The 12702-nt window shown below is 72.8% G+C and carries 12 protein-coding genes; 4 read left to right on the top strand and 8 right to left on the bottom strand.

What is annotated here, in order from left to right; all coding sequences use genetic code 11:
- Positions 1–81: 81 nt before the first annotated feature.
- The gene (locus Q5694_RS06620; protein ID WP_333931110.1) at positions 82–522 is read right to left on the bottom strand and encodes an SRPBCC family protein; all 441 of its coding nucleotides are present in this window, start codon (positions 520–522) and stop codon (positions 82–84) included.
- A 110-nt stretch (positions 523–632) separates the two neighbouring features.
- On the bottom strand, positions 633–1388 hold the full coding sequence (locus Q5694_RS06615) for a metallophosphoesterase family protein (RefSeq protein ID WP_333931306.1): 756 nt from the start codon (positions 1386–1388) through the stop codon (positions 633–635).
- 338 nt (positions 1389–1726) lie between these two features.
- Between Q5694_RS06615 and Q5694_RS06610 the strand changes: the two genes are divergently transcribed.
- On the top strand, positions 1727–3523 hold the full coding sequence (locus tag Q5694_RS06610; RefSeq protein ID WP_333931109.1) for an AMP-dependent synthetase/ligase: 1797 nt from the start codon (positions 1727–1729) through the stop codon (positions 3521–3523).
- Between the two features lie 27 nt (positions 3524–3550).
- Here Q5694_RS06610 and Q5694_RS06605 read toward each other — a convergent pair whose 3' ends face one another.
- Positions 3551–4693 (bottom strand): glycosyltransferase family 4 protein, encoded by a 1143-nt coding sequence (locus Q5694_RS06605; protein ID WP_333931108.1) that lies wholly within the window; start codon positions 4691–4693, stop codon positions 3551–3553.
- Positions 4694–4811: 118 nt separating this feature from the next.
- On the opposite strand from Q5694_RS06605, the gene Q5694_RS06600 reads away from it, so the two are divergent.
- The gene (locus Q5694_RS06600) at positions 4812–6110 is read left to right on the top strand and encodes a glycosyltransferase family 87 protein (RefSeq protein WP_333931107.1); all 1299 of its coding nucleotides are present in this window, start codon (positions 4812–4814) and stop codon (positions 6108–6110) included.
- Here the strand turns inward: Q5694_RS06600 and Q5694_RS06595 are convergent.
- The 5 genes from Q5694_RS06595 to Q5694_RS06575 form a co-directional block, all read right to left on the bottom strand.
- Positions 6098–7282 carry a hypothetical protein gene (locus Q5694_RS06595; protein ID WP_333931106.1) on the bottom strand — a complete coding sequence of 395 codons (1185 nt, stop codon included), beginning with the start codon at positions 7280–7282 and terminating at the stop codon, positions 6098–6100. The genes Q5694_RS06600 and Q5694_RS06595 overlap by 13 nt on opposite strands.
- A gap of 32 nt (positions 7283–7314) precedes the next feature.
- Positions 7315–8325: a C40 family peptidase gene (locus Q5694_RS06590; protein ID WP_333931105.1), complete on the bottom strand. Its 1011-nt coding sequence runs from the start codon at positions 8323–8325 to the stop codon at positions 7315–7317.
- A 224-nt stretch (positions 8326–8549) separates the two neighbouring features.
- Positions 8550–9590 (bottom strand): C40 family peptidase, encoded by a 1041-nt coding sequence (locus Q5694_RS06585; RefSeq protein ID WP_333931103.1) that lies wholly within the window; start codon positions 9588–9590, stop codon positions 8550–8552.
- Positions 9591–9842: 252 nt separating this feature from the next.
- A complete protein-coding gene (locus tag Q5694_RS06580; RefSeq protein WP_333931102.1) occupies positions 9843–11186 on the bottom strand; it encodes an NYN domain-containing protein in 1344 nt (447 codons plus the stop codon).
- 36 nt (positions 11187–11222) lie between these two features.
- A complete protein-coding gene (locus tag Q5694_RS06575; protein WP_114251597.1) occupies positions 11223–11462 on the bottom strand; it encodes a hypothetical protein in 240 nt (79 codons plus the stop codon).
- A 158-nt stretch (positions 11463–11620) separates the two neighbouring features.
- Here Q5694_RS06575 and Q5694_RS06570 point away from each other — a divergent pair, with 158 nt between their 5' ends.
- Together Q5694_RS06570 and Q5694_RS06565 are read left to right on the top strand one after the other, a co-directional pair.
- The gene (locus Q5694_RS06570) at positions 11621–12382 is read left to right on the top strand and encodes a rhomboid family intramembrane serine protease (RefSeq protein ID WP_333931101.1); all 762 of its coding nucleotides are present in this window, start codon (positions 11621–11623) and stop codon (positions 12380–12382) included.
- Positions 12379–12660, top strand: coding sequence for an Lrp/AsnC family transcriptional regulator (locus Q5694_RS06565; protein WP_333931100.1), 282 nt, complete (start codon positions 12379–12381; stop codon positions 12658–12660). Before Q5694_RS06570 ends, Q5694_RS06565 begins: the two co-directional genes overlap by 4 nt.
- Positions 12661–12702: the final 42 nt, after the last annotated feature.

Here is a 12702-nt window from a genome sequence, read left to right as displayed (position 1 = left end):
ACCTGCGGCTCGGCCGCGTGGGCGCGACCGGCCAGGGCGAGCCCGCACCCGGCCCGGCGCGGACACCCCTGCCGTGCGGCCCTACTCGCCGGCCTCGACCCGCTTCTTCAGCCCCGCCAGCGCCCGGTCGATGATCACCTTCTCCGCCTTGCGCTTGATCATCCCGAGCATGGGGATCTTGACGTCGACGGTGAGGGCGTAGGTGACCTCCGTGCCGCCCGTCCCCGCCGGCTTCAGCAGGTACGTGCCGTCGAGGGAGCGCAGCATCTGGGACTTCACCAGGGTCCAGGACACCTCGTTGTCACCGGTCCAGGTGTAGGCGAGGACCTGGTCGTCCTTGATCGCGCCCGCGTCCATGACGAGGCGGACCTGCTCGGCGCGGCCCTGCGCGTCGCTCTTGAGGACCTCCGCCTCCTTCACCTCGCCGGTCCAGTCCGGGTAGCGGGCGAAGTCGGCGATGACCGCCATGACGTCGGCCGGGGCCGCCTCGATGGTGATGCTCGAGCTGGTGTGTTCCGCCATCGCCGTGGCTCCTCCAGATGCGGGCCGGTATGGATCGTGGTGCGCACGTGTGTGCAGCGTGAAGGCTACCGCGCACGGGACCGCCCGATCTCACCCGACCTGAGGCGTCCTCACCACTCCAGCGCCCAGGGTGTGCCGGTCCCCGCGAAGTGCCCGACGTTCACGCATTCGGTTGCCCCGATCCGCATGCGCCGCACCAGCGGCTGGTGGACGTGGCCGAAGAGGGAGTACCGCGGGCGGGTGCGGCGGATGGCGTCGAGCAGGGCCCGGCTGCCGCGTTCGAAGCGGCGCGCGACCGTGTCGTAGACCAGCTCGGGGACCTCGGGCGGGATGTGCGTGCACAGCACGTCGACCTCGCCCACGGCCTCGATTTTCGCGGCGTACTCCTCGTCGCTGATCTCGTAGGGCGTGCGCATCGGGGTGCGCAGCCCGCCGCCGACGAAGCCGAAGACCCGGCCGCCGATCTCGGCGCGCTGCCCGTCGAGGACGGTCGTGCCGGGGCCGGCGTACTCCGGCCACAGGGACGGGATGTCGACGTTGCCGTAGGTCGCGTACGTAGGAGTGGGGAACGCGGCGAACATCTCGGCGTACTGCTTGCGCACCGCCTGCTCGATCACCGCGGCGCGGTCCTCGCCGACGCCGGCCCACAGCCGGGCGCCGAACGCGCGGGCCTCCTCGAAGCGCCGGGCGGTGCGCAGGGCGACGATGCGGTCGGCGTTCTCCACCCCGAACAGGTCGGGGAAGATGCCGCGCGAGTGGTCGGCGTAGTCGAGGAAGAGGACGAGGTCGCCGAGGCAGATCAGGGCGTCGGCGCCCTCGCCGGCCCGGGCCAGGTCGCGGGCGTTGCCGTGCACGTCGCTGACCACGTGCACGCGGGTGCGGGGACGTCCGGCTGGTGTGGGTGCCATGACGATCAAGAGTAGGTCGGGGGCTGCGCTTGTGAACAGTGGCGGTCCTACCTGCGGTTACTGGCCAGTCGATTTCGCCGTGGACTACTGTGCGCGAAGGAATACCCAACCGTGTGACGCAGCGAACATCTCGACGGGACCCCCTGTCGGAGTAGCCATACCGGCGGGTAACGTCCGGGCAGTCCAGTCGTGCTCTGCATTTCACATGTGAATGCCTGAGTACCTGCCCGAGCCTTGGACCGCACCGTCGCAGCACACACCGTCGTGGCGCCGGCGCCCTATGAGGAGCAGCAGTCTTGCGCGAGTTCAGCCTTCCGGCTTTGTACGAGGTCCCTGCGGACGGAAATCTGACCGATATCGTCCGCAGAAACGCCGCGCAGCACCCGGATGTCGCCGTGATCGCCCGCAAGGCCGGCGGCGGCTGGCAGGACGTCACGGCCACCGCGTTCCTCGCCGAGGTGCACCGGGCGGCCAAGGGGCTCATCGCCGCAGGGGTCCAGCCGGGCGACCGGGTGGGCCTGATGTCGCGCACCCGCTACGAGTGGACGCTTCTGGACTTCGCCATCTGGAGCGCGGGCGCGGTGACCGTGCCGGTGTACGAGACCAGCTCGCCGGAGCAGGTGGAGTGGATCCTGGGCGACTCGGGCGCGACCGCCTGTGTCGTGGAGAGCGACGCCCACACCGCCGCCGTCGAGTCGGTGCGCGACCGGCTGCCGGCGCTCAAGCACGTGTGGCAGATCGAGGGCGGCGGCCTCGACGAACTGGGCCGGCTGGGCCAGGACGTCACGGACGAGACGGTGGAGGGGCGCAGCTCGATCGCCCGGGCCGACGACCCGGCGACCATCGTGTACACCTCCGGCACCACCGGCCGCCCCAAGGGCTGTGTGCTCACCCACCGCAGCTTCTTCGCCGAGTGCGGCAACATCGTGGAGCGGCTGCGTCCGCTGTTCCGCACGGGCGAGTGCTCGGTGCTGCTCTTCCTGCCGCTCGCGCACGTCTTCGGCCGGCTGGTGCAGATCGCGCCCATGATGGCGCCGATCAAGCTCGGCTGCGTCCCGGACATCAAGAACCTCACCGACGAGCTGGCCTCCTTCCGCCCGACGCTGATCCTCGGCGTCCCGCGCGTCTTCGAGAAGGTCTACAACTCGGCGCGCGCCAAGGCGCAGGCCGACGGCAAGGGCAGGATCTTCGACAAGGCCGCCGACACGGCGATCGCCTACAGCAAGGCGCTGGACACCCCCTCGGGCCCGTCGTTCGGCCTGAAGATCAAGCACAGGGCGTTCGACAAGCTCGTCTACGGCAAGCTGCGTGCGGTCCTCGGCGGCCGGGGCGAGTTCGCCATCTCCGGCGGCGCCCCGCTCGGCGAGCGGCTCGGGCACTTCTTCCGCGGCATCGGCTTCACGGTCCTGGAGGGCTACGGCCTGACCGAGTCCTGTGCGGCCACGGCGTTCAACCCGTGGGACCGGCAGAAGATCGGCACGGTCGGGCAGCCGCTGCCCGGCTCGGTGGTCCGCATCGCCGACGACGGCGAGGTGCTGCTGCACGGCGAGCACCTGTTCAAGGAGTACTGGAACAACCCCGGCGCGACCGCCGAGGCGCTGGCCGACGGCTGGTTCCACACCGGTGACATCGGCACGCTCGACGAGGACGGCTACCTCCGGATCACCGGCCGCAAGAAGGAGATCATCGTCACCGCGGGCGGCAAGAACGTCGCCCCGGCCGTGATCGAGGACCGCATCCGGGCGCACGCGCTGGTCGCGGAGTGCATGGTGGTGGGCGACGGACGGCCGTTCGTGGGCGCGCTGGTCACCATCGACGAGGAGTTCCTGGGCCGTTGGTGCAGCGACCACGGCAAGCCGGCCGGTTCCACCGCGGCGTCGCTGTGCGAGGACCCGGACCTGCTGGCCGCGATCCAGGCGGCGATCGACGACGGCAACGCCGCGGTGTCCAAGGCGGAGTCGGTGCGCAAGTTCCGCATCCTGTCCGCCCAGTTCTCGGAGGAGTCGGGCCACCTGACGCCCTCGCTGAAGCTGAAGCGGAACGTGGTGGCGAAGGACTACGCGCACGAGATCGAGGCGATCTACGCCCAGTGAGCCCCGGCACCCGTGCGGCCGGCGCCTCTACAGCAGCTCTTCGAGGTGCTCCGCCAGCAGGTCCCAGCGCCATTTCTCCTCGACCCACTCCCGGCCCCGCTCGCCCATCCGCCGGCGCAGCTCCGCGTCGCCGAGGAGGGTGGTGATCCGGTCGGCGGCGTCCTGCGGGGAGCCGCCCCGGACCACCCAGCCGGTCTCGCCGTCGAGGACCGCGTCGGGGGCGCCGCCGGAGTCCCCGGCCACGACCGGCAGGCCCGTCGCCGACGCCTCCAGGTAGACGATGCCGAGCCCCTCGACGTCGAGGCCGCCGCGGCGGGTCCGGCAGGGCATGGCGAAGACGTCGCCGGCGCCGTAGTGGGCGGGCAGCTCGGACCAGGGGACGGAACCGGTGAAGCGGACCGAGGCGGCCACGCCCCTCTCGTGGGCCAGCCGCCGCAGGTCCTTCTCGTAGGGCCCGCCGCCGACGATCAGCAGGACGGTGTCCGGCTCGGTCGCGAGGATGCGCGGCATCGCCCGGATCAGGGTGTCCTGCCCCTTGCGCCGCACCAGCCGCGAGACGCAGACCACCACGGGCCGGTCCGTCAGGCCCAGCCGGGCGCGCACCTCGTCGCCGCCCGAGCCGGGGTGGAAGGTCTTCTCGTCGACGCCCGGCGGCAGTTGCACCATGCGGGAGGCGGCCTGCGGCGTGAGCGCGGTCGCGATCCGCGAGCGGGTGTACTCGCCGAGGTAGGTGATCGTGTCCGTGGCGTCGCCGATGCGCCGCAGCAGCTGCCGGGCGGCGGGAAGCTGGGCCCAGCCGGCCTCGTGCCCGTGTGTGGTGGCCACCAGCCGTTCGGCGCCCGCCCGGCGCAGGGCCGGGGCCATCAGCCCGAGCGGGGCGGCCGCGCCGAACCACACGGACGTGCACCCGTGCTCCCGCAGCAGCTCCACGGCCCGCCGGGTCGCCCCCGGCGTCGGCAGCAGCATGGTCGTACGGTCGCGCACGACGGTGAAGGGCTGTTCGGCGTCGAAGGCGCGGGTCGCCTCGATCCCCTCGCGGCTGCGCTTCCACGTCGAGGCGTAGACGACCAGCTGCTGCGGATCCAGCCGCAGCGCCATGTTGTGCAGGAACGCCTGGATGCCACCGGGCCGGGGCGGAAAGTCGTTGGTCACGATCAGGGTCTTGCGCACGCCGCCGACCCTACCGAACGGCCCCGCACGGCGACGCGCGGCGGCGGGTGTGGCACGCTCACAGGCGGCGGGCCCATCATGCCCCCATCAAACCGGCGGCCGAACGGACAGGATTCACGTGGAGACGACGGGCACGAGGCGGTCCCTGGCATGGCTGCCGGTGATCTGGTGTCTCACGCGGACGCTGCTGCTGCTGTGGGTGCTGAAGGTGTACGTCTTCCCCGGCCCGGACGTCACGAGCGACGTGCACGTGATCTACCAGGGCTGGTACGACGTCCTGCGCAGCGGAACGTTCCCGCTGGACGACGTCACCTGGCAGTACCCGCCCGCCGCGGCCCTGGCGATCCTCTCCCCCGGTCTGCTGCCCTTCCTCGACTACGCGACGGCGTTCTTCGTCCTGGTCTGCGTCACCGACCTGGTGGTGCTGGCCCTGCTGACCTGCGCCGGGCGCCGCCCGGGCCGGTCCCCGCGCGGCGCCTGGGTGTGGGCCGTCGGCGTCCCCCTGCTCGGCCCGACCGTGTACGCGCGCTACGACGTCATGGTCACGGCGGTGGCGGTCGCCGCCCTGCTCGCGGGCGCCCGGCACCCCAGGGCGCTGGGGGCGCTGGCGGCCGTCGGCGCGCTGCTGAAGGTGTGGCCGGCGATGCTGCTGCTGGCCGCCCGCCGCCGCAGCGCCTGGGTGACGGCCCTGGGCACGGGCCTGCTGGTGTCGGCCCTGTTCCTGCTGACCATGCCGGGGCCGTTCGCGTTCCTGACCTTCCAGCGGGACCGGGGCACGGAGGTGGAGTCGCTGGGCGCGCTGGTGTTCCACGTGGCCCGGCACTTCGGCTGGCAGGGCGAGATCAAGCTGAACTACGGCTCCATCGAGTTCCTCGGTCCGTACGTGAGCGAGGTGAGCACCGGGGCGCTGTTCTTCACCGGGGCGGCCTTCGGCTGGCTGGTGCTGTGGCGGCTGCTGGCCCGGCGCTTCGAGGAGCACACCCTCGCCGACGCGGCCCTCGTGGCGGTGCTGATGTTCACCACCACCAGCCGGGTGATCAGCCCGCAGTACATGGTGTGGCTGGTCGGCCTGGCGGCGGTGTGCATGTGCTTCCCCGGCAGCCGGATGCGGCTGCCCGTGGCGCTGGTGCTGGTGGCGTGCTCGGTGACGGTGCTGGAGTTCCCGCTGTACTTCGCCGACGTGGTGGCGAGCAACGGTCTCGGCCTGACCCTGCTGTTCCTGCGCAACGGCCTGCTGGTGGCCGCCACACTGATCGCGGCCCGGGAGCTGTGGCGCGCGACGGTCCCCGGCGCGGCTGCCGCCCGGGTGCCCGCCGGTTCCGCCCGCGGCGACCGGTCCGGGGTCCCGGCCGGGCCGGAGCCCGCCGGTGCGCGCCGCGAGGCGGGCGACCTGCTCCCGCCCGGTCAGCCCAGCTGATCCCGCAGGTACGAGCGCCACTCCCGGGTGAACGCCTGCGGCGTGGTGCCCAGGACGTCCCGCATCGCCTCTTCCACCGCGCCCTCCCGTGTCCGGTGCTCGCCGACGGCCCGGTAGAAGGCGCCCAGCCGGGCCTCGCCCCAGCGGCCGGCGATCATCAGGCACGCCGTCCAGCCGCTCTCGTAGGACCGTGCCAGCCGGCTCGCGTCGCCCGTGAAGCCGAAGTCCTCGTCGGACGGGAGCCCGGCCGGGATCTCGCCCCGGCGCACGGCCCGGGACAGCTCCGGGGCGGCCTCGGCGGGGGCCCGGCCCGCGGCGCGGTAGCCGACCCAGTCGGCGTACCCCTCGGACAGCCACAGGGGGGTGGCGGCACCGGTGTGGGCGCGGGTGGCGACGTGGGTGGTCTCGTGGGTGACGACGACCTGCTCGCCGGGGCCGCCGAGGAGGGCGAACGCCTCCGGGTTGACGATGATCCGGTCGGCCGGGGACCGGCCGGCGGCGCCGGTCTCCCCCGTGGTGACCGCCGCGATGCCCCGGTAGGAGGAGGCGGGCGAGCCCAGCAGGCCCGCCATTCCCGTCAGCGAGTCCGGCACGAGGAGGACGACCTGGCCGCTCCAGTCCGTGCCCCAGGCGTCCGTCACGGCCGGCACCGCGCGGTCGGCCAGTGCGGCGAAGTCGCGCAGCGCGCCGCCGGACTGCCCGACGCCCAGGACGAGACTGCGCTCGCCCCGGGCCAGCCGCACGGTCCCCTGGTCCCAGAGCTGCTGCGCGGCCTTCTTCGCCGGACGCTCGGCGTCGACGGTCCAGTCCCCGTCCGCGTCCCGGCTCAGGCGCAGGGTGCGGCGGGCGGTCACCGGCGCCCGGTCGTACCCGGCGAGGCGGTAGTGCAGTTCGGCGTCGGCGGTGGCCGTGCCGCCCGTGCGGCGCAGGTCGGTCACGCGGTAGGACCACGCGGTCACGGGCACCGCGCGCAGCCGGCCGAAGTCGCCTCCGGTGCCGGTGCGCGCGTAGGCCCGTGCGTCGCGGTCCAGGACGGCCGCGGCCCGGCGGTCCAGCAGCCGCTGGACGTCGATGGTGGTGCCGTCGGCCGCGGACGGCCCGCCGCAGCCGGCTAGGGCGACGAGCAGCAGCACGAGCACGAGCACCGCGGACCCCGACCTTCGACCAGCCACCTGCCGATCGTACGGGCGCCGGGCCGCTCCGGTCAGACCCTGGTGACCGAGGAGACCGGCATCATCCCGACCGGGTCGTAGCGCACGGGCGCTCCCGGGTAGGGGGCGTGGATCACCTGGCCGTTGCCCATGTACATCCCGACGTGGCTGGCGTCGGACCGGTAGACGACCAGGTCGCCGGGGCGCGCCTCGGACAGCGGGACCTGCCGTCCCGCGAACCGCTGGGCCTGGGAGGTGCGCGGCAGGGCCACCCCGGCCTGCGCGTACGACCACTGCATCAGGCCGGAGCAGTCGAAGCCGGTGGGCCCGTTCGCGCCCCAGACGTAGGGCTTGCCGAGGGCGCTGCGGGCGGCGGCGACCGCGGCGGCCCCGCGTCCGGAGGCGGGGGCGCCACCGGGGGCGGGCAGGTCGGCACGGCCGGCGCGGGAGACGCGGTCGTAGGCCTCGCGTTCGCCCTCGGACAGGGAGTTGAGCAGCCGCCGGGCCGTGACGAGCTTGTGCTCGACGGTCTTCTTGTGGGCGGCGACGGTCTTGCGGCTGCGCTCCAGCTCGCGGAGCTTGTCCGCCGTCTCCTCGCGGTCCTGGGCGAGTTCGCGCAAAGCCCCCTGCAACTGCTTGAGTTCACCGGCCTGGTGGGCGTTGAGGCGGTCGAGCCGGGCGGCCCTGTCGAGGTAGTCGTCCGGGTCGTCGGAGAACAGCAGCTCGACGGCCGGGTCGACACCGCCCGCGCGGTACTGGGCTCCGGCCAGTGAACCGAGCGATTCACGCAGGGAGTTGACGCGCTGCTGCTGGCGGGCGATCCGGTCCCGGGCGGTGCCGACCTCCTCGCGCAGCGCGTCGGCGCGTTCGCCGGCCTCGTTGTAGGCCTCGGTCGCCCGCTCCGCCTGCTCGAAGAGGCGGTCCACCGTGGCCCGGGTGTCGTCGAGCGGTGCGGCGGCGGCCGGGACCGCGCTCAGGGCGGCGGCCGCCACGGACAGCAGACCGAACGCGGCACCGGCGCCCCGGTCGGGCCGGGACGGTGCAAGGCGGCGATGGGACCCCACGGGAAGCCGCTCTCCTTCCGCTGGCGGAATGGAACGCGGCAGACAGTAGCCCCGCGGCGGGTGAGCGCCAACGACCGTCCGGGGGTACGCGGCGCGACGCCCCGCCGCTGACGCAGGTCACCGGCGGGGCGTGGGCTCACTCGGGGCTGTCGGGATTCCCCCGAACGGCGGACGTGATCTCCCGGCCCGGAAGGGAAGCCGGACCGGTTCGCGCGGCTCGGGGGTCAGACCCGGACGCCGAACATGAAGGGGCCGCCGATGGTGTTCATCGACTCGTAGCGCACGACCGTGCCGGTGCGCGGGGCGTGGATGATCTGCCCGTTGCCGGCGTAGAGGCCGACGTGGTGCAGGTCGTTGAAGAAGAACACCAGGTCGCCGACCTTGAGCTGGCTGACCGAGTAGATCTTGGTGCCGGCCCCGGTCTGCGCCTCGGAGGTGCGCGGGATCTGCACGCCGGCGGCCGCGTAGGCCCGGGAGGTGAGGCCGGAGCAGTCGAAGGAGCTCATGCCGGTGGCGCCGTAGACGTAGGGCTTGCCGAGCTGGCTCTGGGCGAAGGCGAACGCGGCGGCGGCGCGGCCCGAGCCGGCCGGCACGTCGACGTCGAGGGCGTCGCGCTCGCTGGCGCGGCTGGCGCGGTTCTCCTCGGCGGCCAGGGCTGCCTTCTCGGCGGCGCTGAGGCTGTTGAGCAGCTTCTGCGCGGCGGCGAGCTTGCCCTGGACCTCCTGCTTCTTCTTGCCGAGTTCGGTCCGGGTGGAGGCGAGGTCCTTGAGCTTCTCGGCGGCCTCGGCGCGCTCCTGGGCGAGTTCGCGCTGCTTGTCCTGGACCTTCTTCAGTGCCTCGACCTGCTGGCTGCTCAACTGGTCGAGCGTGGAGGCCTTGTCGAGGTAGTCGTCCGGGTCCGCGGAGAGGAACAGCTGGACGGACGGGTCGATGGTGCCGGTGCGGTACTGGGAGGCCGCGGCGAGGCCGAGGCTGTCGCGCAGCTCGTTGAGCTCCTCCTGGCCGCGGGCGACGCTGTCCTGGAGAGTGGAGATCTCCTTCTGGAGTTTCTCCTGCTTCTCCTTGGCGCCGTTGTACTTCTCGGTGGCCTTCTCGGCCTCCTCGTACAGCTTGTCGACCTTGGTCTTGACCTCGTCCTTGCTCGGCTTCTCACTGGGGGCCGCGTTGGCGGCCTGCGAGCTGAAGGCGACGGCAGCGGCGGCGGCGGTGGTCAGCACGGTCACACGTGCGCGGCTGGGCTGCTTCGGACGACGGTGGGACGCCACGGGTGAAAAGCTCCTTCTGGCCCCTCCGCCGTCTCTCCCGATGAGTGATCACCCGAGCGGAGGTTGGGGCCGACCCTAGTGACCTTCCTGTGATCAGTTCAAATCCTCAGATGAAAATTCGCGTCACGGTAAGCCATCTTTTCCCCCGGACTCACAGGCGGTGAGAGGCACTTGACGCACGGTGGCCCGCAGGCCGGCGCCAATCCGGTCATCACGCCCGGACGTTACGCATGGGGCGTACGTCCCCCGGGGTCACGAAAGGCGCTTGAGGAGCATCGCGGAGGCCACCGGCCGGGCACCGGCACGGGCGACGCCGTCGGCCACCTCGCGGTCGGTGGAGGCCACGATGACCGGGCGGCCCGGGGGTTCGGCGCGCACCAGCTGCCGGATCAGCTCGTCGGCGGTGACGCCGGGCTTGGAGAACAGCACCCGCACCCCGCGCGGCGGCGCGAGCAGCACCGGAGCGGCCAGTTCGGCCCCGTCGAAGACGCAGGTGACCTCGGCGCCGCTCTGCGCGGCCAGCTGGGACAGCTGCCCGAGCAGCCGGAGGCGCTGCTTCTCCAGCGGCATCTGCGGATAACCCGTTTTGGTGACGTTGTAACCGTCGACGACGAGATGCGCCTGGGGCAGCGCGAGCAACTGGTCGAGGACCTGCGGGTCGTTCTCGGACAGGGCGCGGGCGGCGATGTCCTTGGGGGTCATGCGGCCCGGCTCGACCGCGTCGACGGTCTCGGCGGGGCGCACCGACACCGGCGGCAGGGCCAGCTCGCGGCGCAGCCCCTGGGTGGCGTCCAGCAGGGTGTCCAGCAGCAGCCGCACCCGCATGTCCTCCACGCTGCGGCCCTCGCGCGCCGCCCGCCGGGCGGCCTCCAGCGCGGCCTCGGCCTCGCCGAGCCGCGACTTCAGCCGTCGCGCCTCGCTCTCGGCGGCGGACACCTGGGCGTGCCCCTCGGCGCGGACGGCCTCGATCTCGCCGTGCGCCTTGCGCAGGGCGGCCTCGCCGCGCTTGACGTCGCTGAGCGCGGCGCGCAGCTTGCGGTGCAGCGCCTCGCTCTCCTTCCTGGCCGACTCCAGCTCCGCGCGCAGCCGCTCGGTCTCGGTCCGGGTCTGCTCCCGGGCCCGGTCGAGTTCGGCGCGCAGCCGCTCCAGCTCGGCGCGGGCCTCCTCGCCGGCCCGCTCGGCGTCGGCCCGCTGGGCCTCCTCGCCGGCGGCGGCCACCAGCTTCACCCAGCCGGGCGGGCGCAGTACGTAGGCCGCGGCCGCCACGTCGAGCGGGTCCGCGGCCGGGGGCGGGGAGCCGGAGTCCAGGGCGCCGGTGAGCTCCGGCTGGGCCTCTCTGAGCTTCTCCCCGATGCGCTGGCGGAACAGCGGGTCGGTCTCCAGTGCCGAGGCCATGGCGTTGCCGGCGAACTTGGTCCGCCGGTTGGGGGCGAAGCGGGCGTACTGCCGCAGCTGGGCGGGCAGCTCGCCGACCGTCAGCGAACCGAAGCCGTCGGAGACGATCTGCACGACCCTGCGGCGCACGCCGTCGGGCAGCGGACGGTCGAGCACCTCGGCGGCGCCGTCACCCGGCCCCCCGCCCGTGGTCTCCACCATCCGTCACACCCCAATGCTGTGCGACGCCCGCTCCTGTCAGGAGCCGGCGCCCGGCCTGTCCACGAGTTCCACCTGGTCCACCGCGTTGCACCAGCGGCAGCGCACCGACTCGATGGTCTCACTGAGCACCTCGCGCTCCTCGACCTTCGGCTCTCCGGCCAGGTCGAGGTGGACGTACTCGACGACCTTCGACGAGCGGGTCACGTCGAAGCGCGTGAGGTTGCCGCAGAGGGTGCAGCGCCACCGCGTCCCGGCGGTCGGCAGGGGAACCGTCATCGTGACCTGTTCTCTTTCCTCTAGTGTCCGTGACGCCACCGGCATCCCCGGTGCGTGTGGCTCGTAACCCTACGGCCTGGCGGGTGCCCGCCGCCCGCGTGTCCACGGCGGCGAGGCGGTCTGCCCGGTTGCGTCCCCTTACGTCATGCTCTGTAGTCATGATCCGCAAGTGGAGTGCGTCGTTCGTCCGGGCCGGCAGGGCGGCCGGGGGGTCGTCGGCACCGGTGACGTACTCGCTGATCGCCCTGTGCTGCCTGGTCTTCCTGGCCGGACCCGGCTCGGGCCTGAATCCGGCGTACGGCACGGGCGAGGAGCTGCTCGCCGCGCAGCGTGCCTACTTCCGCCGCTGGGGCGTGATCCCCGCGGAGCTGTTCGACGGCTCGGCGCACACCGGCGGCTCGGTCCTCACCCCCGTGACCGCGCTGTTCGTGCACGGCAGCTGGGTGCACCTGCTCGGCAACATGCTCTTCCTCTACGTCTTCGGGGCGATGACCGAGGAACGGATGGGCCGGGTGCAGTTCCTCCTGTTCTACGCCGGCTGCGGCTGTCTGGCCCTGCTGGGCTACGCCGTCGCCAACGCGGACTCGGGGCAGTCCCTGGTCGGTGCCTCGGGGGCGATCTCCGCGGTCCTCGGCGCGTTCCTGTACCTGTTTCCCAGGGCCCGGGTGACCAGTCTCCTGCCCTTCCTGTTCTTCCTGCCGGTGCGCTTCCCGGCGTGGGTGGTGCTGCCGTTCTGGGCGGCCCTGCAGTGGCTGGCCGCGGGGCGGGCCTCGGACGGGCCGGGGGTGGCCTACCTGGCCCACCTGATCGGGTTCGGGCTCGGTTTCGGCTACGCGTCCGTCCGCTACGGCCGCCCGACCGGCCCCACTAGAGTGAGGACCGCCCCTGCTCCGGCTCCCGAGGGAGAGAACCAGCCGTGATCACCGCGATCGTCCTCATCAAGACCAGCGTGGACCGGATCCCCGAGATCGCCGAGTCGATCGCGGCGCTGGACAACGTCAGCGAGGTCTTCTCCGTCACCGGCACCTACGACCTGATCGCCATGGTCCGGGTGGGCCGGCACGAGGACCTGGCCGAGGTCATCCCCGGCCGGATCAGCAAGATCCCCGGGGTGGAGGGCACGGACACGCACGTGGCGTTCCGCACGTACTCGCAGCACGACCTGGAGGCCGCGTTCTCCATCGGCCTGGACGCCTAGGCCCCCGGGCCGTTTCCCGCGGGGGGCCGGTCCGCCGGCCGT

Source organism: Streptomyces sp. AHA2 (genome assembly GCF_036857595.1).
Taxonomy (GTDB): Bacteria; Actinomycetota; Actinomycetes; order Streptomycetales; family Streptomycetaceae; genus Streptomyces.
This window is presented reverse-complemented; position numbering and strand designations above follow the sequence as displayed.